General features: G+C 66.3%; 20 protein-coding genes. 8 read left to right on the top strand and 12 right to left on the bottom strand.

Annotated features, from left to right (window positions below; all coding sequences use genetic code 11):
* Positions 1 to 6 precede the first annotated feature (6 nt).
* Entirely contained in the window at positions 7 to 1698 is a 1692-nt protein-coding gene (locus ABZW74_RS00830) for an FAD-dependent monooxygenase (RefSeq protein ID WP_355272928.1), read from the bottom strand.
* 142 nt (positions 1699 to 1840) lie between these two features.
* Positions 1841 to 2230, bottom strand: coding sequence for an SRPBCC family protein (locus ABZW74_RS00825; protein ID WP_355272925.1), 390 nt, complete (start codon positions 2228 to 2230; stop codon positions 1841 to 1843).
* 92 nt (positions 2231 to 2322) lie between these two features.
* Between ABZW74_RS00825 and ABZW74_RS00820 the strand changes: the two genes are divergently transcribed.
* Positions 2323 to 3138 (top strand): shikimate 5-dehydrogenase, encoded by an 816-nt coding sequence (locus ABZW74_RS00820; protein ID WP_240857178.1) that lies wholly within the window; start codon positions 2323 to 2325, stop codon positions 3136 to 3138.
* Here ABZW74_RS00820 and ABZW74_RS00815 read toward each other — a convergent pair.
* From ABZW74_RS00815 to ABZW74_RS00795, 5 genes are all read right to left on the bottom strand, one after another.
* Entirely contained in the window at positions 3099 to 3770 is a 672-nt protein-coding gene (locus ABZW74_RS00815; protein ID WP_355273026.1) for a nucleoside/nucleotide kinase family protein, read from the bottom strand. The genes ABZW74_RS00820 and ABZW74_RS00815 overlap by 40 nt on opposite strands.
* A 5-nt stretch (positions 3771 to 3775) precedes the next feature.
* A complete protein-coding gene (gene poxB / locus ABZW74_RS00810) occupies positions 3776 to 5512 on the bottom strand; it encodes a ubiquinone-dependent pyruvate dehydrogenase (protein WP_355272922.1) in 1737 nt (578 codons plus the stop codon).
* Between the two features lie 94 nt (positions 5513 to 5606).
* Complete coding sequence (locus tag ABZW74_RS00805) at positions 5607 to 5993, bottom strand: hypothetical protein (RefSeq protein WP_355272920.1); 387 nt, start codon at positions 5991 to 5993, stop codon at positions 5607 to 5609.
* A 281-nt stretch (positions 5994 to 6274) separates the two neighbouring features.
* Positions 6275 to 7705, bottom strand: coding sequence for an FAD-binding oxidoreductase (locus ABZW74_RS00800; RefSeq protein WP_355272917.1), 1431 nt, complete (start codon positions 7703 to 7705; stop codon positions 6275 to 6277).
* 277 nt (positions 7706 to 7982) lie between these two features.
* Positions 7983 to 11159 (bottom strand): AAA family ATPase, encoded by a 3177-nt coding sequence (locus ABZW74_RS00795; RefSeq protein WP_355272914.1) that lies wholly within the window; start codon positions 11157 to 11159, stop codon positions 7983 to 7985.
* A gap of 126 nt (positions 11160 to 11285) precedes the next feature.
* Here ABZW74_RS00795 and mug point away from each other — a divergent pair, with 126 nt between their 5' ends.
* The gene (mug, locus tag ABZW74_RS00790) at positions 11286 to 11864 is read left to right on the top strand and encodes a G/U mismatch-specific DNA glycosylase (protein WP_240857173.1); all 579 of its coding nucleotides are present in this window, start codon (positions 11286 to 11288) and stop codon (positions 11862 to 11864) included.
* 65 nt (positions 11865 to 11929) lie between these two features.
* Here the strand turns inward: mug and ABZW74_RS00785 are convergent, their stop codons facing one another.
* From ABZW74_RS00785 to ABZW74_RS00770, 4 genes are read right to left on the bottom strand one after another with little or no spacing between them, the layout of a single operon-like run.
* A complete protein-coding gene (locus ABZW74_RS00785) occupies positions 11930 to 12226 on the bottom strand; it encodes a DUF503 domain-containing protein (RefSeq protein ID WP_240857202.1) in 297 nt (98 codons plus the stop codon).
* A 28-nt stretch (positions 12227 to 12254) separates the two neighbouring features.
* Positions 12255 to 13103 (bottom strand): polyphosphate kinase 2, encoded by an 849-nt coding sequence (gene ppk2, locus ABZW74_RS00780; protein WP_240857172.1) that lies wholly within the window; start codon positions 13101 to 13103, stop codon positions 12255 to 12257.
* 41 nt (positions 13104 to 13144) lie between these two features.
* Positions 13145 to 14134: a malate dehydrogenase gene (locus ABZW74_RS00775; RefSeq protein WP_240857171.1), complete on the bottom strand. Its 990-nt coding sequence runs from the start codon at positions 14132 to 14134 to the stop codon at positions 13145 to 13147.
* The gene (locus tag ABZW74_RS00770; protein ID WP_240857170.1) at positions 14131 to 14541 is read right to left on the bottom strand and encodes an META domain-containing protein; all 411 of its coding nucleotides are present in this window, start codon (positions 14539 to 14541) and stop codon (positions 14131 to 14133) included. Before ABZW74_RS00770 ends, ABZW74_RS00775 begins: the two co-directional genes overlap by 4 nt.
* 146 nt (positions 14542 to 14687) lie before the next feature.
* Here ABZW74_RS00770 and ABZW74_RS00765 point away from each other — a divergent pair, with 146 nt between their 5' ends.
* Positions 14688 to 15818, top strand: coding sequence for a hypothetical protein (locus ABZW74_RS00765; protein ID WP_240857169.1), 1131 nt, complete (start codon positions 14688 to 14690; stop codon positions 15816 to 15818).
* A 10-nt stretch (positions 15819 to 15828) separates the two neighbouring features.
* Here ABZW74_RS00765 and ABZW74_RS00760 read toward each other — a convergent pair whose 3' ends face one another.
* Complete coding sequence (locus tag ABZW74_RS00760) at positions 15829 to 17400, bottom strand: hypothetical protein (RefSeq protein WP_355272909.1); 1572 nt, start codon at positions 17398 to 17400, stop codon at positions 15829 to 15831.
* A 212-nt stretch (positions 17401 to 17612) separates the two neighbouring features.
* On the opposite strand from ABZW74_RS00760, the gene secA2 reads away from it, so the two are divergent.
* From secA2 to garA, 5 genes are all read left to right on the top strand, one after another.
* On the top strand, positions 17613 to 20156 hold the full coding sequence (gene secA2, locus ABZW74_RS00755) for an accessory Sec system translocase SecA2 (RefSeq protein ID WP_240857167.1): 2544 nt from the start codon (positions 17613 to 17615) through the stop codon (positions 20154 to 20156).
* Positions 20157 to 20231: 75 nt separating this feature from the next.
* Positions 20232 to 20834, top strand: a complete 603-nt coding sequence (locus ABZW74_RS00750; RefSeq protein ID WP_240857201.1) for a CDP-alcohol phosphatidyltransferase family protein — start codon at positions 20232 to 20234, stop codon at positions 20832 to 20834.
* 3 nt (positions 20835 to 20837) lie between these two features.
* Positions 20838 to 21242, top strand: a complete 405-nt coding sequence (gene gcvH / locus ABZW74_RS00745) for a glycine cleavage system protein GcvH (RefSeq protein WP_240857166.1) — start codon at positions 20838 to 20840, stop codon at positions 21240 to 21242.
* Positions 21243 to 21270: 28 nt separating this feature from the next.
* Complete coding sequence (locus tag ABZW74_RS00740; protein WP_240857165.1) at positions 21271 to 21486, top strand: hypothetical protein; 216 nt, start codon at positions 21271 to 21273, stop codon at positions 21484 to 21486.
* A complete protein-coding gene (garA, locus tag ABZW74_RS00735; protein ID WP_240857164.1) occupies positions 21483 to 21932 on the top strand; it encodes a glycogen accumulation regulator GarA in 450 nt (149 codons plus the stop codon). The genes ABZW74_RS00740 and garA overlap by 4 nt, the downstream gene beginning before the upstream one ends.
* The last annotated feature ends 4 nt before the right edge of the window (positions 21933 to 21936 follow it).

Genomic DNA, 21936 nt, shown 5'->3' with positions numbered 1-21936 from the left:
CCGAGATTACGTTGTCGCGGTGGCGCTCTCGCGAGCCGGGTCGGTGGCGGACTCGGCGAATGTCGATCTCAGGTGGGCGAGGGTGGCCGTGACGTTCGACAGCGGGCCCCGGTAGCCGAGATATCCATCCGGACGAATGACGAACACCGTTGGCCCGTCCGGGCGGTAGGCGTCGGCGAAGAGACCTTCGGAATCGCGCAGCAACGGGAGAATCGTGGTGCCGACTTGGGCCGCTGGAGCCGCCACCACATGCACATCGATCCTGCCCCGCGCTGCGGCAACCACCTCGGCGGCGCACAGTTCGAGAGCCGCCACCTCGGCCGCACCGCACGTGCTGTCCGCGTACAGCACTGCCGAATGCTGTGTGCGGTCGAGGGCCGAGAACAATCGCAGGCCGAAGTTGACCACCTCGCGCGTCAGGCCGGCTGCGTCCGGCGCCCGCTGCCCCGGGTGAGGTCCCTCGGTTGCCGTGGGCGCGTCACCGACGATGGGACTGCCGGCGTAGTCGATCAGGAGTTGCCCCTCCCTGCGCATGAGGTGGTCGGGGTCGGTCGTGGCCGTATCGATGCCTTGCCGTGCGTTGCGCACGGTGCGGCCGACCACCTCCTCGCCGACCGGTCGTCGCTCGGCGTCGTAGCTGTCGGTGAGGCCGTCCGCCGCGTCGCCGGCGACCGCGAGCGCCAGCTTCCAGGCAAGGTTGTGGGCATCTTGGATACCGGTGTTCATGCCCTGTGCGCCGGTGGGCGGATGGATGTGGGCGGCATCGCCGGCGACGAAAACCCTTCCACGCCCGTAAGAGTCGACGATTCGATGACTGATGCGGAACACCGACGACCACCGCATGTCCGACACCGTGGCGGGCTCGGGTGCCAACCGGTCGAAAACCGTCTGGATGTGGTGCAACTCGGGCCGCCTGGATCCCTCGAATCCGTGGGCGACGCCATCGCCCTGATCGGCATCGGCCGACAACTCGTCGGGGACAAGCATCGACGCACGGTAGCGACCCCGGCCCGGTAGCGGAATACACACGAGTCCGTCGTCGCCACCTTCGGACCGGTGAACCGAACGCACAGCGAATCCGCGGGGCAGAGACCAGTCGACCGCCACGTCACCGAGCATGTACTGCTCGACGAACGCTCCGCCTTCGAAGGTCAGTCCGAGGGTCTTGCGCACCGTGCTGTGCGCGCCGTCGCATCCGATCAGGTACTGGGCCCGGACTGTTTCGTGGCCGTCGGGACCCGACAAGGTGGCGGTCACGCCGTCGGCGTCCTGGGTGAATCCGTCGAGCCGGACCTCGCGATCGATCGTCGTGCCGAGCGAGGTGAGCCGTTCGGTGAGTATGCGCTCGGTGGCGTACTGCGGGATGAAGCAGAATCGGAACGGAATGTCGGGGGGCACAGACAGTTCGACCCGAGACACCTGCTCGCCGTTGAGAAACACGATCTGGCCGTGCATCTCGATGGCTGCGTCGAGAACCTGGCCGAGGACGCCCATCTGCTCGAACGCCTCGAGAGTGCGTGGCTGCACGCCAACGGCTTTGGCGTATTGGGGAGCACTGTCGAGCGGGTCGACGATGCGCACCCGCACTCCGCGGCGCCGCAACTCGATCGCGGCGGTCAGGCCCACCGGACCGCCGCCGGCAACCAGGACATCGATCTGATCGGTAGTGGAGCGACCCATGGCTTCGGCCCTTCTCATCAATGCACCCGTCGTCGATCGACGCGGAGCGATGTGGTGTGAGTCACATTCTGGCGTTCAGGGGTCGAAGGCGCAGCGAGTTGGCTGAAGCGGTGATCAGGGGTGACGGTGAAACTCGATCTGGGGACACTTGATCACGACGTCACTCGACCAGCAGGCCTCGCAGTCGGTCGAGGTCGGCTTGCACCGCAGCGCAATCGGTGTCGAAGTCCTCATCGGACAGGTCGCGCTGGCGAACCGTGAACACCACTTCGGCACCCAGAGGATGCGACAGCACGCGTAGTGGGTTGTCGACACCTGTGCCGTCGGGCAGTCGGACCTCGTGGTCGAGGATTCCGAATGCGTTGGACTCGGCAAAGCGGACAGTCACCTTGCCCATCGGTGAATCCACGACGAGCAGCTCACCGTCGCGCCGGACGCCGCTCGCGAGTCCGGCCGCCCAGCTCGGCAGGTTGTCGGGGTCGCCGGCGAATCGGTACACCGCGTCGGCGGTGATCCCGGGAACGACAACGGAAAGGTGGCGGCTGATCATCTGCGGTCCTCACATTGTCGTGGCGTGGGTACGGTGGTCGGCGGGGGGATCCCAACGCAGGCCGTGATGGCGGCCAGGAGACGGAGCATCGAATGCCGATCCTCAACAAGGACATGACCCTGTGCATCTCATTGTCGGGCCGTCCGTCGAACATCGGTACCCGCTTTCACAACTACCTCTATGACGAGCTCGGTCTCAACTTCATCTACAAGGCGTTCGGCACCGACGACATCGAAGGCGCGATCCGCGGGGTGCGTGCGCTCGGCATCCGGGGCGCGTCGGTGTCGATGCCGTTCAAGGAGGCCGTCATCGACCTCGTCGACGAGATGGAGGAGTCGGCGTCGGCGATCGAGTCGGTCAACACGATCGTCAATGAGGATGGTCGCCTTGTGGCGTCCAACACCGACTACGAAGCGGTCGCGCAGTTGATCGACGAGCATTCGCTGGATCGGGGAATCCCGGTCGTCGTGCGCGGATCGGGGGGCATGGCCAAAGCGGTGGTCGCGGCGTTCCGCGGGGCGGGCTTCGAGAATCTGACCGTGGTGGCGCGAAACGTGGAGGCCGGTTCGGCGCTCGCCGACAAGTACGGGTATGCGCACACGGCAACCGAACCCGATCCTGCCGACGTCATCCTGGTCAACGTCACGCCGTTGGGGATGAGTGGTGCAGACGAATCGTCGCTGGCCTTCTCCGCCGAGCAGATAGGCGCGGCACGCGCAGCTTTCGACGTCGTCGCCTTTCCTGCCGAAACGCCGTTCATCACAACGGCACGAGCGGCGGGCAAGCAGGTGGTCACCGGCGCCGAGGTGATCGCACTGCAGGCCGCGCGACAGTTCGAGCGCTATACCGGCGTAGCGGTCACCGCCGATCAGGTGGCGCGGGCGTCGGCGTTCTCGCGAGCGGAGTGACCTGCCGCGTTGTCGATGACGGCGTCTGCGCGGTCCCGGGTCGCGGCGATCATCGTCGCGTTGGGCCGGTCGGCGTCATCGATCCACGCGCGTGACTGTTCGGGTGTCTTGCCGGCCGCGACATGGCGTTTCAGGAGACGCGCGGTCCGCACCTCGTCGGGCGCGTCGACGTAGTAGAGCAGGGCGAGCAGCGGCCGCACCGCGGCCCAGCCGGCGTCGAGCCCCAGATAGTTGCCTTCGGTGACCACCACCTGCGCATCGCTTGGGATGACCAGCTGGGCGGCGATGGGTTCGCCTGCGGCGTGGTCGAATCCCGGAACGTAGACCACGGTGTCCGCGTCGGTGATTCGACGAAGTGTGGCCACAAAACCATGAACGTCGAACGTGTCGGGCGCACCCTTGCGATCGCGGCGGCCGAGGCGCTCGAGCACGGCGTTCGACAGGTGGAATCCGTCCATGGGCAGGTAGCCCACCGCGTCGGGGCCGAGCCTCCGGGCGAGGAGGGTGGCAACGCGCCCGGCCATGGTCGTCTTACCCGCACCGGGCGGTCCGGTGAATCCCACGATGATGCGACCACTTTCGTGTGTCGCCAGCTCGGCGATCGTCGTGGCGATCGCCCATTCGCCGGTCATGGTGCTCAATCGAAGAGTCGACGGAACACGTTGGTCTCGGCGAGGTCGACGAGTTCGTCGCCGCGCCCGGACATCACGGTGCGCAACGCATAGAGGGTGAACCCCTTTGCCTGGGCGGCGGTGACGGTGGGTGGGATCGACAACTCCTGTCGTGCGGTCACCACGTCGAGCAGGGCCGGGCCGTCGTGGGCCAGGATCTCGGTGACCGCGGCATCGAGGTGGTCGGGCTGCTCGACGCGACGCCCGAGGATGCCGATGGACTGGGCGAGCGCCGAGAAGTCGGGATTGACCAGGTCCGTGCCGAAATTCACGAAACCGGCTGCCTTCATCTCGACCTCGACGAAGTTCAGCGAGGAGTTGTTGAACACCACGATCTTCACCGGCAGCCTGTTCTGCGTGATGGTGAGCAACTCGCCGAGCAGCATGGCGAGGCCGCCATCGCCGGCCAGTGCGATCACCTGGCGGCCCGGATAGGCCGATTGCGCCCCGACCGCTTGGGAGACCGCGTTGGCCATCGAACCGTGGGTGAAGGAGCCGATGAGTCGCCGCGCGCCGTTCATCTCGAGGTACCGCGCTGCCCACACCACCGGAGAACCGACGTCGGGGATGAACACCGCGTCGTCCGTCGCCTTCTCGCTCACCAGACGGGCCAGGTACTGGGGATGAATCGGCGCGCGGTTGCGGTCGTTGACCGCGAGATCGTCGAGGCGGACGCGGGCCTTTGCGTAATGCTCGCGAGCAGACGCCGCATGGGTCTTGTCCCGGTTGGGGTCGATCCGGTCGAGAAGCGGTCCGATGGTGTCGCGCACACTCCCGACCAGCGGCAGGTCGACAGGGCAGCGTTTGCCGATCTGTTCACCCCGGATGTCGACCTGGATGATCGTGGCCTTCGACGGATAGAACTGCTGGTACGGGAAATCGGTCCCGAGCATCAGGAGCGTGTCGCACTTCTCGATCGCGCGGTAGCCCGACGAGAACCCGAGCAGGCCCGTCATTCCGACGTCGAAGGGGTTGTCGTATTCGATGAACTCCTTGCCGCGCAGGGCATGCACAACCGGTGCCTGCAGGGCTGCGGCGAGTGCGACGACCTCGTCGTGCGCACCTGCGACACCCGCCCCGGCCAGAATGGTCACCCGCTCCGAGCGGTTCAGGATGTCGGCGGCGCGCGCGAGGTCGGCATCGGTGGGCCGCACGACCCTGTCGATGGCGCGGATCGGAGCCCCCGAGCGCCGCGTGGCGCACTTCTCCAGGAACGTCTCGCCCGGTATCACCAAGACCGCCACCCCACGCTCCTCGACCGCCGTACGCATGGCGATGTCGAGGAGGCGCGGCATCTGCTCGGGTGTGCTGACCATCTCGCAATACGAACTGCATTCCCGGAAGAGTTGCTCGGGGTGGGTTTCCTGGAAATACCCGCTGCCGATCTCGGGTGCCGGGATATGCGCGGCGATCGCGAGGACCGGAACCCGGCTCCGTTGCGCGTCGTAGAGCCCGTTGATGAGGTGCAGATTGCCCGGGCCGCAACTCCCGGCACACACCGCCAACTCTCCGGTGAGCGCAGCCTCGGCCGACGCCGCGAACGCGGCGCCCTCCTCGTGCCGCACGTGCTGCCACCGGATGGTGGCGTCGGTCCGAAGTGCGTCGGTGAACCCGTTGAGCGAATCACCGGGAATCCCGTATACGCGAGCGATTCCGGCGTCCTTCAACCGCTCGACGATGATCTCTGCCACGGTGGTGGCCATTGCCGCTCCTCGCCATGAGGTGGTGTCGGATCTGCGTGTGCATCCCCCGAACCGACCGGTCGACACCCATCGTATGGGCGTCGAGGCACTCGCGTCAGCGGGTCAGGACCGACGGACCCAGTGTTCGCGCACCGAGTTGGTGGACGCGGCTTTTCAGCTCACGGTCGGCAGTCACCACAACCACATTCCGGTCGCCCTGGGCGGCAACGTATTCGACGATGGCGTCGTCGCCGGAGCCGGGCGCTTCGATGACGCTGACCGTCGGGGTCGCGGTGACACCACGGGCACGACCCTCGACGACGAGGATCACGTCCAGCGGTCCCGGAACCTCCGCGAGTCCGTCGCCGGCAGGCCCGGCGAGCCGATCGCGCAACCGTTCGGTGGCGCCCCGACGGTCGCGCCACCACCCGTCGGGGACCGAACCCACCACATTGGCGGCGTCCACCACGAGGACCGTCGGCCGTTCCGGATCGGATTGCATTCGTCCATCATGCGTGTCTGACCCGAAGTGTTCGGCAACCACCCTTATGACCTGGGGAAACACGATCGCGCGGTGCCCACAAAATCTAGGGGAAGAGCTTCTTCCCCGGGGTTCATAGTCGTCCGCGAGAATTTTCTGGGGGAGGACTCCAAGGGTAGGGGAGGAAGCTTCTTCCCCTACTTTCCGCAGGTGCTTCCGGGGCGTCGAGACTGCCGGTGCGACGACGACAGGGCCCGGTGGGGGTCACCGGGCCCTGTCTCGCCGCTGTCCTGCGCGGGGTTTCAGGACAACACGGTTCCGTGGCAGAACCTGTTCTGCGGATCGAGGTCGGTCTTGATCGCAGCGATCTTCTGCCGGTGGATCTCGCTGAACGCCGACGCCGAGCGATCAGCACGCTCCTCGAACTCCGTGAAGTTCAGGTAGGCGGCACCGGTCACGTACGGCTCGAGGGCACGTCGAGTGAGCCGCAGCGCCGATTCGACCGCCAGTCCGACGTGTGGATCGGGCACGATCGCACCCATCTCCAGGAGGAACTCGTCGCAGCGACCACGGTCGTTGGCCGCCTCGGCGGCGTGCGCCGCGATCGCGCCGCCGGCGTGCCGGAACTCGGCGAACAGGATGAGCGGCATGGCGCCCGGTCGCGGCAAGACGTTGGAGGTGATCACGTCGATCGCACCGTCGGCGATGTCGTTGCACCACTCCGTCGTCACCATCGCGGGCATCGGGTCGGTCGGATCCATGCTGATGGCGTCTGCGGCGGCGAACGGAAGCTCGCCCCACATGTCGATCTCCGGGGTCTTCCAGCGCCGCCATTCGTCGACGACGTCCTTGCCGGCGTCGATGTCACCCGACCAGCAACCACGGAACATCACGAAGCTCTGTCCACGCAGCGGCTCGGGGACGATGTCGAGCGGCGGGAAGTTCATCAACGTCACCGCCGAGGTCAGCTCGTCCGACTGCGCAGGCGCCCACTCGCGGAAGCGACGCAGCACCGCCGCGGCGTCCGACGCCGGATAGAACAGATTGCCCGCATAGACGGTGGCGACAGGGAAGAGGTCGATCTCCATCGAGGTCACGACGCCCAGGCTGCCGGCGCCGCCGCCCTTGAGCGCCCAGAAGACGTCCGGGTGTGCATCGGCACTGACCTTGAGGGCTTCACCGGCGGGGGTGACGAGGTCGAAAGACCGGACCGCGTCGGAGGCGAGGCCGTAGTGCCGGCCCAGCCAGCCGAAGCCGCCACCCAGGGTGTAGCCGACAGCGCCGACATCGGTGGACGACCCCAGCAGCGGGGCCAGCCCGTGCGCTGCGGAAGCCTCGAGTACCGGGCCCCACTTGACGCCTGCCGCGACGGTTGCGGTGCGGTTGACCGGATCGACGGACACTGAATCCAGGTGCGAGGTGTTGATGAGCAGTGCGCCGTCGGCGGCCGCACCCGGTCCGTGTCCGGTCGCCAGAACCGCCACCCGCAGATCCTCGTCGACCGCGAAACGGACCGCCTCGACGACGTCGAACGGGTTGGCGGGTACCGCGATCACCGCGGGCCGATGGTCGGCGAGGAGATTGAAGCCGCTGCGAGCGGCGTCGTAACCCGGTTCGCCAGGTCCGTAGACCGCGCCGGCGATGCGGTCGCGCAGGTCGGCGAGAACCGAGTTCTGGGTGCGGACGGAGAGGACGGACTCGGGGTTGGAAGGGTTGTTCAGCTCGATCGACATGACGTGGTATTCCTGACGTTGGGGTCGGCCGGCAGGGCCGACGCTGGTTGCTTCTCCGGCTGGTCACCGGCTCGAGAACAACCTTCGCCAACGGTTCTTGGGACGCACTTGTGGCCGACTTGTCTCCCCAAGCCAAGTGGGTGTCGGCCCGCGCAGGGTTGTTCACTCCGACTTGGTCTCCCCACGCCAAGTGGGTGGCGATTCGCGTAGGGGGTGTTCACTCCGACTTGGCCTCCCCACGCCAAACGCCAAGTGGGTGGCGTTCGTCGATTGCCGATCAGCCGGCCGAACAGCCCCAGGAGCTCGCGGTCCGATCGATACGCGTGACGAGCTCGGTGCATTCCTGCCGGACGGCGACGCCCCGTGCCCTGGTCAGGAGTGTGCTGATCGACGGGTTGTCTGCTCCGCGCGCCCGTTGGAGAGTGGCGTCGACGAGTAGTCGATGGGCGTCGGCGTAACGCTCGCCGGTGATATCCGCAAACGACTCGGCCTCCGCCAGCACGGCGCCGGCGTCGATCAGGCGATCGGCCGCGACCAGCATCTCCGCATAGAGCCCGTACCAGAAGCCCGCGCCGGTCCGTGCCTGGTCGTTGGGTGTGGTGAGCCGGTCGATCGCGGCCAATGCCTCCTCGACGTCACCCTGCATCGCGCGCGCCCACCAGTACATGTGCTCACCGCCGTTGCGCAGATACTCGAGGGGGCCCTGGCCGCTCGCGTCCAGAAGGCGTCGGCCTGCATCGGCGGCCCAGGAGGTGTCGCCGATCATCGCCGCCGCGCTCGCGGCGAAAATCGCAACGCCCAGCCGCCCCACCGGATCGGTCTGGCGCAGGTCGATCGCCCGGAACTCCTCACGCCCGGTCGTCGCGTCCACGTGGAGCGTCGCCGCCCAGGCGCGAAAGCCACGGGCGAGGATCATCTGGTCGGGTCGGATCCCGTCCACGTCGGTATCGAGCGGTGCGTAGCGTTCCAGAAGCCGGTGTGCCGCACCGATGTTGCCGCGGTTGAACTCATCGATCGCACTGACATGCATGGCGAGATGGACGACGGTCGGGTCGTCGGAACCCTGCGCCCTGCGTCGCAGATCCTCGGCGAGCCGATGTCCGGTGGCGACGTCGGCGATCTGGAGGTGCGCAGCGCATCGCGCGTAATCGAGATTGGCGAGAAGCCGCTCGTCGCCGAGTCGTTCGGCGAGCTCGCGCGCCCGTTCGGTGAGTGCGTGGTCGGCCGAGAAGTATCCGTTCTGTGCGACGTCGGCGGCGAGTCGCATGGTGATGGCCGACATCTCGGCCTGTTCGTCGCCGATCGCGCGGGCGAGGGTTGAGCTGTCCGTCAGATTCCGGACGGCGCCCTCGAAATCGTATGTGCGCAGATTGAGTTGTCCCGCGGCGAGCAGTGCGGCGGACGTTCGTGCGCGGTCTGCGAGTGGTCCTGCCGCCCACAGGTGCCGTGCCACTCGCGTGATGCGGTTCGGTGAGCCGGTGCGATCGAGTGCGTCGGCGACCGCGAGGTGGATTCGACGGCTCCTGACCGAGCCGATCCCCGCGACGATCGCCTCACGGATGAGGTCGTGGGTGAAGGAGAATCCGAACGGATCGTCTGGGTCGCTCTCGATCACGCCCGCGGCCGTTGCCACTTCCAGCGACTCGAGCGTGCCGTCGATCTCCCGGCCGGCGGCATCGGCGAGCAGGGCCACATCGACACGACTGCCGATCGACGCGGCCACATCGAGCAGAGTTGCAGTGTCGGTGGGCATGTCGCGCACGCGTTGCCGCACCACGTCACGGACTCCCGAGGGCACCGCGTTGTCGGCGATCGATCCGCGGTCGGCGAGGATCAGCGCGAGCTCACGGACGAAGAAGGCATTGCCGCCGGTGCGTTTGGCGATCGAATCCACGGTGTTCACCGTCGGCCATTCCCGGGTCTCGCGGCGGATCAACTCGGAGATGTCGTCGGCTCCGAGCGCACCGACCTCGAGGCGACGGTGTTCGGGTAAGCGAGCGAGGGTTGCCAATGTCTGTTCGACGACGGGTCGCAGTGACGCTGCGCTGCGGACCGAGGCGAAGAAGGTCACCCCGGACGTCCGGCGGTTTGCCATGTGCGCGAACAGTTCCAGGGACGCGCCGTCGGCCCACTGCAAATCGTCGAGCACGATGATCAACTGCCTGCGCTGGGCGACTTGGTCCAGTAGATCTGCGGCCTGATCGTAGAACTGGAATCGTGCGGCCGCGTCGGGCATTTCGCGCGGCGGCGGGATCACGTTGGCGCCCTGGGTGACCATCCGGCCCAGATCGCTGTCGAGGAGGACGGGCAGATCGTCCGGATCCAGCCGCGCAAGGACCGACGACAGGATCTGGACCCACGGCCACATCGACGGCGCCGCCACGTCTTCGACGCAGCGTCCCCACAGCACGCTCAGGTCTGCGGCATGCAACGCGCGCTTGGCGGCTTCATCGATCAGCGCGGTCTTGCCCGCGCCGGGTTCCCCCTCGACGACCACCACGCCGCCCGGCCCGGCCAACGACATCAGGACGGCGCGGTGCAGGGCCGCGAGTTCGTCGGTGCGACCCACCAGATTCGACGCCGCCGGGGTCGCTGCCGCGTCGCCCTCCGCATCGTCCGGTTGGGCGGTCGGGACCGCCGAATCACGGGACTGTGTGGCTGGGCTGGGCGTCGAGGATACCGGCGCGTCGAGATGTGGTGCGTGGTCGAGGATGTCGCGCTCGAGTTGACGCAGGCGCGGACCGGGATCGACGCCGATCTCGTCGGCGAGGATGCGTCGCGCCTCGGCGATGGCGCCCAACGCGTCGGATTGCCGCCCGAGCCGATAGCGTGCGGTCGCGAGCAACACCCACAGACCCTCATCGAGAGGCGAGCGCTGCAACGCCTGCTCGAGTTCGGATAGAAGGAGCCGGTGGTCGCCGATCGCCATCCGGGCCTCGAAGGAGAGTTCGCGTGCGGCGTCGACCAACCGCTCGAGGTGTGCGGCGGCCTCGTCGCGGAACCCGAGACCCTCGAATTCGGGTAGCAGGGGACGATAGTCGGCGAGGACCTCGCGCAGCAGGGCCGCCGCGCCGGCCGGGTCGTCGTGCCGGAGGAGTTCGCGTGCACGCGTGATCCGGGTGACCAGGTGCCGCACGTCGACCTGGTCGTCGTCGGTGGGCAGGCTGTAGCCCGAACCATGGGTGAGCAATACGGTGGACGGTGCGCGCGGTTTGCGATCGGGTTCGAGTGCCTTGCGCAGACCCGAGATGTACGCCTGCAGAGACACTTCCGCCCGATCCGGGGGAGCGTCGCCCCACACGCCGACGATCAGGCGGTCGGCACTCACCGGTGCGCCCTCGGCCAGGATCAGTTGGGCAAGCGTCATCCGCTGTTTGCGCGTGCCGAGTTCGACGGCCGCGGCATCGATCTGCGCGCCGAGTCCGCCGAGAACTGTGTACGAGGGCCGGGTCATCGCCGCTGAGTGTAATCCCGCCGGGCACTCGGGCATACCCGACGAAGTGCGGCGGTGCTTCTGAGGTGGTGCCGGGTGACGTAACGTCCGAGTGAGAGGACACCGACTGCGAAGAGGGTTGAACGAGTGGGTTTCACGCGGGCCGAACTGCTCGCTCATACGGGTGAGGAAGTCGACGACCTGGTCGGCGACGACTGCCGGCTGCTCATGGTCGGAATCAATCCGGGACTGTGGACAGCAGCGACCGGGGCTCATTTCGCACGGCCGGGCAACCGGTTCTACCCCGCGTTGGTGCAGGCCGGCATTGTCGACCGTCTGATCGACGCGTCGCACGGGTACTCCGACGCGGACCGAGGGCTCCTCCTTGACCGCGGCGTCGGTATCACGAACATCGTCGCGCGAGCCACCGCGACCGCAGCCGAGCTGACCGCCGCCGAACTGCGCGAGGGCGGTGAGCAGTTGCGTCGCAGGATCGCGCAGGTCGCCCCGCGGGTGGTGGCGATCCTCGGAATCACGGCCTACCGCACCGCCTTTGACGATCGGCGCGCGGTCAGCGGACGACAGGACGGGGCGTTGGGTGGCGCGCAGCTGTGGGTGCTGCCCAATCCGAGCGGTCTCAACGCGCACGAAACGGTGCAGAGCCTTGCCGCCGCATACCGGGAGGCGGCGGTCGCCGCGGGGATCGTGTCCGCCACCGTCGGCTGAGGTCGCCCCGGAGCGGTAGGAGGGTTCGCTTCGCTCGCACCTCGGGAGTGGTGAGCGGCCTCGAGTCAAACGTCGGCCGCATTGATGACGCGTCGGCGTGCGGACAGCAACTCGACCTCCGGGCGAGCAGCTGCATGCCGTTCGACGGCATCGAGTACGTCCACCACGTGAGCGCGATCAGCGGACACGACAGCGACGCCGATCAACGTTCGGCGGTGAACGTCGAGGTGACCGACCTCGGCCGCGGTGATCTCGAACCGACGCTTGAGTTCCGCGACGATCGGGCGGATCACCGACCGTTTGTGCTTGAGCGAGCCGACATCGCCGAGCAGGTAGTCGAACTCGCAGAAGCCGACCCACATGCCGTCGAATCCGTGGGCACTCACCGGTTCAGTGGTCACCGCCGAGAAGTTGGTCGACGTGATTGGGTACGTACTTCGACAACGACCGCGGCGGGCGGTGATAGTTGCCGCTCTCGATCGGGTGCTTGGGCAATGTCACCTCGGGTCGGGGTACGGCGTGATAGTCGATGGTGGACAGCAGGTGCGAGATCATGTTCAGGCGGGCGTGCTTCTTGATGTCGGATTCGACGACGTACCAGGGACTCATCGCGGTGTCGGTGTGCACCATCATCTCGTCCTTGGCGCGGGAGTACTCCTCCCAGCGGTACACCGACTCGAGGTCCATCGGACTGAGCTTCCACTGACGCACCGGGTCGGTCATCCGCGAGCGGAAGCGTCGGAGTTGCTCCTCGTCGGAGACCGAGAACCAATACTTGCGCAGCAGGATTCCGTCGTCGATGAGCATCTGCTCGTAGATCGGGGTCTGACGTAGGAAGCGAGTGTGCTCCTCGGGGGTGCAGAAGCCCATCACCTTCTCCACTCCGGCACGGTTGTACCAGGATCGATCGAACAGCACGATCTCGCCGGGAGCAGGCAGGTGAGCCACGTAGCGCTGGTAATACCATTGTCCGCGTTCACGATCGGTCGGGGCAGGCAACGCCGCGACCCGTGCGATGCGAGGACTCAGGTACTCGGTGATGCGTTTGATGGTGCCGCCCTTGCCGGCTGCGTCGCGTCCTTCGAAGATGACGACGATGCGTGCACCGGTCTCTCGGACCCACTCCTGCATCGAGACCAGTTCGGTCTGTAGCCGGAAAAGTTCGGCCTCGTAGATCTTGTTGGGGATCTTCGCGGGTTTCGAGGTGTCCTTCTTGGAGCCGCTGCCCTTTTTTGCCATGGAGCGAGTTTAGGCGCTCCGGCGCGGATCCGGTGTGGGAGTCAGCTATCCGCGAGTGCAGCCACCGCGTCGAGCTCGGACTGCAACTCGGCAACCGAGCCGTCGATGCGCGCACGGGAGAACTCGTTGATGTCGAGACCCTCGACGATCTCCCACTCGCCGTTCACCGCGCGAACCGGGAACGAGCACACCAACCCCTCGGGTACGCCATAGACACCGGGGGAGGGCAGCGCTGCCGACGTCCAGTCGCCGTCCGGTGAACCCAGCACCCAATCGTGGACGTGGTCGATGGCTCCGTTGGCGGCCGAGGCGGCCGACGATGCACCGCGTGCCTCGATGATCGCCGTACCGCGTTTGGCGACGGTCGGGATGAAGTCGTCGACGAGCCAGTCGCGGTCTTCGGCGATCTCGGCGCCGGTGCGATCGCCCACCCGGGCGTGGAAGATGTCGGGGTACTGGGTTGCGGAATGGTTGCCCCACACCGAAACCCGACTGATCTGGGCCACCGGTGTGCCGGTGTGCCGGGCGAGCTGGGCGATGGCGCGATTGTGGTCGAGGCGGGTGAGCGCCGTGAAACGTTCCGACGGAACGTCGGGAGCGTGAGCGGCGGCGACCGCTGCGTTCGTGTTCGCGGGATTGCCGACCACGATCACGCGGATGTCCTGCGCAGCAACGTCGTTGATCACCGCCCCCTGGCGGGCGAAAATGTCGGAGTTGGCGGCCAGCAGGTCGGCTCGTTCCATGCCCTTGCTGCGCGGCTTGGCGCCGATCAGCAACCCAAAATTCGCCCCGTCGAAGGCGCGTCGAGCATCGTCGGTGATGTCGATCGATGTCAGGAGTGGGAAGGCGCCGTCCTCGAGTTCCATCGCGGTGCCTTCGGTCGCCGCGATGGTCTGCGGCAGTTCCAGCAGGCGCAGCGCAACGGGTTGGTCGTGACCGAGCATGGCGCCCGCGGCAACCCGGAACAGCGCGGCGTAGCCGATGCTGCCCGCGGCACCCGTCACGGTGACGACGGCAGGTGCTGGTGTCATGAGTCTCCTTCGGTGAGCAATACCTGATTGGTCGGACCCGTCAGCACCAGCGCTTGGCCCACGGAATACCAGTTCAACGGCGCCTTGGTGAAGTTCGCGAGCCACGCGTCGGCGCCGGCCCGCGGGCCCGGGCACGCCATGCGGGTCGACATCAGCGGCCCGATCCGCATCGTGGATCCTTCGATCCGCACCGAACCGATGTGTCGATTGCAGCCCGCAGTGAGCGCGATACGCCCAGCACTCGGGAAGTCGATGACGAGCGGTCCGCCCCCGGGGATGGGAGTGCCGGTGACGGCCGTCGATGAATAGTGCTTGCCGAGCAGGGGAGCCGGCGCAGCGTGCGCGCCACCGGATCCGAACGCGCCGAACGCGAGGGCGGCAAAGCCGAGACAGAAGGCCGCGAACAACGAGGCACCAGGACGGGCGCTGCCACGTAAGCTGGGGCGGCGCCGGACTCGATGGGATCGGGCATGCCGAGTTTGCGCGCGGAGACTCACGGAAACAACGGTAGCCGACCGCTTCGGCCGAGGTGAGGGTGAGCGGAGGTACTCGCATGGTTTCGGTCACTTGCCGCACTGAATACCTGACAAATCGCCATCATCGGGCCGCCTCGGCGGCCTGGTTGTCGATGCTGCTCGGGTTGTTCGCGCTGGTGATCCTCAATATTGCGAATGTGTCCGGCATCGTCACGGCGACGGTGGTCGCGGCGTTGATCGCCGTCTCGCTGGGTGTCGCTGCGTTCGGTCGCCTCGGTGACCGGGGAGCGGTGTTGCTCACCGTCGACGACGACACCGTGTACGTCGGCGACGAGGATCATCAGCTCGCCGGCTACCCCCTGACCAGTCTGGTGTCGGTGAGCCTGGGAGGTCCGGCAGACACCACCACCGCGGGATCGTCCGGCGATGGCCGCGATCTGCGGGTCCGCGGGGCGAAACATCTGACGATGGTTTTCGACGTCGACGGCAAGGACACCTGGAAGGTTGCCGTGATCGACTCGGATCCGGCGGCGGCAGAGGTGATCGGGCGGCTACGAAAACAAGCACCCGAGAGGGTTGCGTCCAAGCAGCGGACGGAGAAGAAGCGGGAATCCGGGAAGGCCACGTCTGGCGAACAGGAGTTCGACCAGAAGGACACGCCCGGACCGCGGATTGCCGATGCGGGCACCGACGAGGCTGCCGAGAGGCTCTGGGAGGAGGCCACTCGGCGTCACGACAAGGTCCTGAGCGACTACGCCGCTTACGAACTCGACCCCGCGGCCCTCTTGCGCTATCCGGCGATCACGGACGTGACCGTCGAGACGACCCAGAACTTTCACCTGGCGCTCGACGACGCGACCGCCCTGCGCACCGATCGCTATCCCGGCAGTCGATCCCGTGCCGACGCCTATCAGCAGTCGGTGGCCGCATTGCGTCGCGCCTGGATCGCCTGTGAGGCCTACGGAAAGAAGGTCGGTTCGGGCTATCTCGAGCCGGGCGACCAGGAAGATCTCGACACCGCGCTCAAGCTGTACCGGCATGCCGCCAGCAGCACCACACCGGCCGAGCAGGCGACCTACTACGGGCGGGTCCGTGACATCGTCACCTCGATGGCCGACCGAGGCGGGTTGCGGCCTCCGGAAGCCGCAGTCGAAGAACTGAAAGCCGTCACGCGCCGTGCGATCGAGGCCGGCGAGCCAACACACTAATGTCGCGACACTAGAACGCCTCGTCGTGCAGGAACTTTCCCTGAGTGGAGTAAATCCCTTCGGCCGCAGCGACATTGGCGATCTTGACGCTGATTGCCCATTGGCTGGGTGGCCCGCCCGCCTCCTGTGCGTCGTCGGCGTCGAAGAAGGGCGGGTCGTGCATTTCGATATCGATCGCGTCCTGGTCGTAGGGCGGAACCTGCCCGCGTGCGATCGCCTGACCGCGGACGGATTCGAACACCGGCAGCGAGACGTCGGTGAAGGCGAAGCCGTCAGTTGAGTTCCGACCCTCGTACTCGGTGAGTTCCGGGAACCGTCCGGGAGCGATCTCGAGGTCGCCGTAGCGGGTGGGCATCCTGTATTCGACGCGGACGCCGCCGCTGTTGAATGCGCTTCCCACATAAGGGGTTCCAGGTGCGAACGATCGAATCTTGAACTGCGTCAGCACCGGATCGTCGAGCGGTATGCGCGCATTGAGCAGTGCCGCCCGCATGAGCTCGAACGAGCGGGCGAAATCGGTGGGGTCGAAGAATTCGGCGACGGTCCCGTCGGGCGTTGCCTGCATGGTGACGCCGGAGATTCCGATCTTGGTGTTGCCGTCGAAGTCCGCGTTGATCAGCACCGGTCTGATGGTGTCGCCGTTGCGGGGCCGTTCGATGTCGATGCTGCTGATCTCGGTGTCGCCGCCGAACCGGGAGATCTGGCGCGTCATCGTGTTCACAACCGACGTGAGGTCGGTCGACGAGAGTTCGGCCGCGGTGAAGGTGCTCGGCTTGCGGCGGGTGTCGGTGGTCGGCGACTTTCGAGCCGCGTCGATCCAGATGTTGGTCGTCTCACCGGTGTTCGGGTCGAAGACGGTTGCATAATCCGAACTGGGGGTGTCGTAGAGGCGGATGCTCAGGATGTTGTCGGCACCGGACTGTCCGAACTCGTCGGTGATGGTTTCGAGCGCTGTGCGTAATTGCGATGTGTAGTCGGATTTCTCGTCGCCGAGGTCGAGGGCCTTGGTGATCGACGGAAGCTTGGCGTCGACGTGCCAGGCCTGTCCCACACCGAACAGGAGAGCGAGCAGGGCGACGACGGTGACGGCGGGGTAGATGACGGCCCAGCGTCCGGGCTGGTCGTCGAACTCGGGCACGTCGTCGCCGCTCCGACGGGCGGGGAGTTCGCCGGGCGGCATCGTGGTGAAGGGTTGGGCGGTCAGGGCCTGGAAATGGCCCTTGGACATCGAGGTGATCCAGCGGGCCTCGTATTCCGTGTCGTCGCGCGGGGTCACCGTCGCGCTCACCATCGTCGGTTGCAGGTCCTCGGTTGCCAGACTGCTGCGGGTGAGCGCGTGCACGTGGACCGCCACCGCATTGCGATCAGGGCCCCGGCGGAAGATCCCGAGCTCGGAGATGCGCGACGGTCGAGGGCCGATCGCGACACCGAGGAACACCAGCGGTACGCCGATGAACAGTGCCACCCACCAGGCGTTGAACGCGCCCAGCCCGATGCCCAGCGCGATGAGCAAGCCGGCGATCGCGGCGCGAACCACCCGAACTGTGGTCCGTTTCGATGGTGTCGCTGGTCTCGCTGGCATCGAACCCCCTCCAAGGGCAGGCGCTGGGAACGGTCTCGTCGCCGCAATCGCGCCGCCGGATACCCACGGTGCAGAGGAATTCTAATGTCGCCGACGAGCACTGACCAGCGGCCGCGTACCGTTGACGATGTTCTCGTCGCGGCTCGTGTCGCATGACACCGGCGCCGCAGGTGGGTTGCAGATGGCCGACGATTGATCAGGAGAAGTGTTCGGTGGGAAAGCTGACCAACAGCATGTGGCGACTGCTCGGGGCGCAGTCGACACGCAACCAGTCGAAGTCGGTGGGCGTGATCAAGGACGCCGAGACCCATGCCGACTGGGCTGCCGACCTCGACGACGACGATTTCGTGCGCGAAGTGGAGAAGCTCGAAATCGCGTCGAACGACCGCGATCGGGCCAAATTCCTGGCGCTGGCGCGGGAGGCCGCGGACCGTTCCATCGGCCTGCGACCGTTCGATGTGCAACTCCAGGGTGCGCTCCGCCTCCTCGAAGGCGACGTCATCGAGATGGCAACGGGTGAAGGCAAGACGCTGGCCGGTGCGATCGCCGCCGTCGGTTACGTCCAGCTCGGCCATCAGGTGCACGTCATCTCGGTGAACGACTACCTGGCCACGCGCGACGCGGACTGGATGAAGCCGCTCTTCGAGATCTTCGGGATGACTGTGCATGCGGTCTCGGAGAACTCCACGCGCGAGGAACGCAAACGCGCCTACAACGGCGACGTCACCTACGGGTCGGTCAACGAGATCGGGTTCGACGTCCTGCGCGATCAGCTGGCCCTCACCTCCGACGACCTCGTCTCGCCCAAGCCCGACGTCGCCATCATCGACGAGGCCGATTCCGTCTTGGTCGACGAGGCCCTCATCCCGCTGGTGCTGGCCGGATCGACGGAGACCGAGGTGCCCGACGAGGCGATCCACGACGTCGTCTCCCGTCTGAAGAACAAGCACTTCGACGTCGATTCCGACGGCCGCAACGTGACGCTCACCGACGAGGGCGCCGAGTTCGTGGAGGCCGAACTCGGTGGTATCAATCTGTACGACGAGGAGCATGTCGGCACGACGCTGGTGCATGTCAACGTCGCGATGCACGCCCACTATCTCCTCGAGCGCGACGTTCACTACATCGTGCGCGACGGCGGAGTGCACCTGATCAATGCGTCGCGTGGTCGTGTGGCGCAACTCCAGCGCTGGCCCGACGGAGTGCAGGCCGCGGTCGAGATCAAGGAGGGGCTCGCCCAGACCGGTGACGGTGAGGTCATCGACACGATCACCGTGCAGGCGTTGGTCGGCCGTTACCCCAAGGTGTGCGGCATGACCGGTACCGCGGTGGCCGCCGGCGAGCAGTTCCGTCAGTTCTACGAACTGCGCATCTCGCAGATTCCGCCGAACTCCGAGAACATCCGTGACGATCTGCCCGACCGCGTGTACGACACCAAGGCGAACAAGGTCGAGGCCATCGTCGAATACGTCAAGGAGATCCACGAGACGGGGCAGCCGATCCTGATCGGCACGCACGATGTCGCGGAGTCCGAGGAACTCGCCTACTTCCTGGACAAGGCGGGCGTGTCCTCGGTGGTCCTGAACGCGAAGAACGACGCCGAGGAAGCGAAGATCATCGCGGAGGCCGGCACCAAGAATGCGGTGACCGTGTCCACACAGATGGCCGGTCGAGGCACCGACATCCGGCTCGGCGGCTCGCACGACGACGAGGAGGCACGCGACGAGATCGTCGAACTCGGCGGTCTCTGTGTCATCGGCACCGGGCGCCACGACACGGAGCGCCTCGACCTTCAGTTGCGTGGCCGCGCGGGACGACAGGGCGACCCGGGGGTGTCGGTGTTCTTCTCGAGCCTCGAAGATCCCGTCGTCACCCGAAACCTCGCATTCAAGCGTGATCCCGTCTCGCCCAACGACGATGGCTCGATGGGTGGCAAGGGTATCGACCTGATAGAGCAGGCTCAGCGTGTCGCCGAGGGCGTGATGCTCGAATTGCATGCCAACACATGGCGATACAACAAGCTGGTCAATCAGCAGCGCGAGATCGTGGTCGAGCGCCGGATGAAGGTGCTGACCACCGACACCGCGATCGACGAACTCGCCGACCTCGAGCCCGAGCGTTATGCGGAGCTGAGCGGCGAAAAGGTCGAGGACAAGAAGGCCGACGTGGATTCGACGGCCGACGTGGATTCGAAGGCTGACACGGACTCGAAGGCTGACACGGACGGCAAGGCCGACGAGGAAACGAAGACAGACGCCAAATCCGACGACTCGTCTTCCGGCGCCGACGATTTCGTGACCGTAGATTCCCAGAGCGCAGATTCCCAGAGCGACGCCTCCGATGGCGACGCTGCCGACGAGGAGAAGTCAACGCCGGCTGCCGAACCCGTGGATCGTGACGTACTCGCTCAGGCGGCGCGCGAGATCATGCTCTACCACTTGGACCGGGCGTGGGCCGATCACCTCGCGTTTGTCTCCGATGTGCGCGCCAGCATCCACCTGCGGGCCATCGGCAAGGAGAGTCCGCTCGACGAATTCCACCGCCTCATCCTCGCCGAGTTCGCCGACCTGCCCGCCAACGCGGTCACCGAGGCGCGCAAGACGTTCCTGGAGGCGGAGATCACGAACGACGGGGTCGACCTCGGGACCGCGGATCTCCACCGCTCACTGACCACCTGGACCTACATGGTCCACGACAACCTCTTCTCGTCGGGCGGCGCGAAGACTCTGCAAGGCATCATCGGAATCTTCCGGTGACCGCTGCGAAGGTCTGAAATCTTGTCCGACACTGCGCCGGACACGGGCGTCCCCGACGAGGCTGCGCCCGACGGAATTGTCCCCAACAGGATTGTCACCGTACCCAACGCGCTGAGCGTGTTGCGGCTGCTGTTGATCCCGGTGTTCGTCTGGCTGCTGTTGGTCGAGGAGGCGGACGGCTGGGCGTTCGCGGTGCTGATGTTCTCCGGTTTCTCCGACTGGGCCGACGGCAAGTTGGCGCGGTTGCTGAATCAGTCGTCGCGGATCGGGGCTCTCCTGGACCCGGCGGCGGATCGGCTGTACATCGTGATCATCCCGGTCGCGTTCGGCATCCGGGAGTTCTTGCCGTGGTGGCTGATCGCCGTGATCGTGCTTCGTGATGTCGCCCTGTTCGCCACCGCGCCGTTGCTGCGAAGCAGGGGGATCCTTGCCCTGCCGGTGCTCTACATCGGCAAGGCGGCGACCTTCGCGCTGATGAGTGCGTTCCCGTGGATCCTTGCCGGCCAGTTCGATTCGGTGGTCGGCACGATCTGCTATCCGATCGGGTGGGCATTCATGATCTGGGGTGTCGCGCTGTACCTCTGGTCGTTTGCCCTGTACGCCTATCAGACGATCCTCGTCTTGCGGCGGATGCCGGCCCACCGCACTACAGTTCCTACCGAGGAGAAAGGTGTTTGAGACGTGACCGATAGCAAGGTACCCGAAGTCTTCCGCTACACCGCAGAACACGAGTGGGTGGAGAAGAAGGGGCCGACGCTTGTGCGAATCGGTATCACCGACTTCGCCCAGGACGCGCTCGGCGATGTGGTCTTCGTGCAGCTGCCCGAGGTCGGCGCTGTCGTCGAGGCAGGTGAATCCTTCGCCGAGGTCGAATCGACGAAGAGTGTTTCCGACATCTTCGGTCCGCTCGACGGCACCGTCTCGGCGGTGAACGACGAACTCGACGCATCACCCGATCTGGTCAATTCTGACCCGTACGGCTCGGGTTGGCTGGTGGAGATCGAGGTCGCTGACGAGGCAACTCTCGCCGAGGCGCTCGACGCCATCCTCGATGCGGCGGGATACCGCGCCGTCATCGAGGGATAACGACCGTGGCGAGTGCCTCGGTGAGGATATGATCGTCGGTGCCGGAGACGACTCGCCTGCCGGTGCGATCGGCGTGACCGGTACGGTTGTTTCCGGACGATCGCGGGCGAGTGAAGAACATGCCGGTCGCGTGAACGCACCGATGTTCCAGGCCGAACTGGAGCGGACGGGTGCAGTGAACCGGGCCCCCTCGGTGATGGCCGAAGATCGGGTGGCACCGATGATGACGAAGGAGAAGCGGTGAGCGATAACGACAAGGACTTCGAGGCTCCGGTGGAAACCACCTCGGTATTCCGCGAGGAGTTCATCAATGAGCTCGATGCGAGTGCGCCGACCTCGAATGAACCCGCCGACACCGGGGTCGAACGACTCTCGCCCGGGACGGCGCTGCTTGTCGTCAAGCGTGGGCCCAATGCGGGTTCGCGCTTCCTGCTCGACCAGGCGACCACGTCCGCCGGCCGGCATCCCGACAGTGACATCTTCCTCGACGATGTGACCGTGAGTCGCCGTCACGCCGAGTTCCGCCTCGGCGACAACGAGTTTCAGGTCGTCGACGTCGGCAGCCTCAACGGCACCTACGTCAACCGTGAGCCGGTGGACACCGCATCCCTGAGCAATGGGGACGAAGTGCAGATCGGCAAGTTCCGCCTGGTGTTCCTCAGCGGCCCACGCGACGAAGCGGGCGCCTGACCGT

The sequence above is a fragment of the Gordonia sp. NPDC003585 genome, assembly GCF_040610755.1.
Lineage (GTDB): Bacteria > Actinomycetota > Actinomycetes > Mycobacteriales > Mycobacteriaceae > Gordonia.
Note: the sequence above shows the minus strand (reverse complement) of the source record. Positions and strands in the feature narration are given on the sequence as shown.

Bases quoted from the DNA above. Each gene is read 5' to 3' on its own strand.
- ABZW74_RS00830 (WP_355272928.1), bottom strand. From the start codon at position 1,698: ATGAGAAGGGCCGAAGCCATGGGTCGCTCCACTACCGATCAGATCGAT.
- ABZW74_RS00765 (WP_240857169.1), top strand. From the start codon at position 14,688: ATGGTTTCGGTCACTTGCCGCACTGAATACCTGACAAATCGCCATCAT.
- ABZW74_RS00825 (WP_355272925.1), bottom strand. From the start codon at position 2,230: ATGATCAGCCGCCACCTTTCCGTTGTCGTTCCCGGGATCACCGCCGAC.
- ABZW74_RS00785 (WP_240857202.1), bottom strand. From the start codon at position 12,226: ATGTGGGTCGGCTTCTGCGAGTTCGACTACCTGCTCGGCGATGTCGGC.
- ABZW74_RS00740 (WP_240857165.1), top strand. From the start codon at position 21,271: ATGATCGTCGGTGCCGGAGACGACTCGCCTGCCGGTGCGATCGGCGTG.
- poxB (WP_355272922.1), bottom strand. From the start codon at position 5,512: ATGGCCACCACCGTGGCAGAGATCATCGTCGAGCGGTTGAAGGACGCC.
- ppk2 (WP_240857172.1), bottom strand. From the start codon at position 13,103: ATGGCAAAAAAGGGCAGCGGCTCCAAGAAGGACACCTCGAAACCCGCG.
- ABZW74_RS00815 (WP_355273026.1), bottom strand. From the start codon at position 3,770: ATGACCGGCGAATGGGCGATCGCCACGACGATCGCCGAGCTGGCGACA.
- ABZW74_RS00820 (WP_240857178.1), top strand. From the start codon at position 2,323: ATGCCGATCCTCAACAAGGACATGACCCTGTGCATCTCATTGTCGGGC.
- ABZW74_RS00775 (WP_240857171.1), bottom strand. From the start codon at position 14,134: ATGACACCAGCACCTGCCGTCGTCACCGTGACGGGTGCCGCGGGCAGC.
- ABZW74_RS00795 (WP_355272914.1), bottom strand. From the start codon at position 11,159: ATGACCCGGCCCTCGTACACAGTTCTCGGCGGACTCGGCGCGCAGATC.
- ABZW74_RS00760 (WP_355272909.1), bottom strand. From the start codon at position 17,400: ATGCCAGCGAGACCAGCGACACCATCGAAACGGACCACAGTTCGGGTG.
- ABZW74_RS00805 (WP_355272920.1), bottom strand. From the start codon at position 5,993: ATGCAATCCGATCCGGAACGGCCGACGGTCCTCGTGGTGGACGCCGCC.
- ABZW74_RS00800 (WP_355272917.1), bottom strand. From the start codon at position 7,705: ATGTCGATCGAGCTGAACAACCCTTCCAACCCCGAGTCCGTCCTCTCC.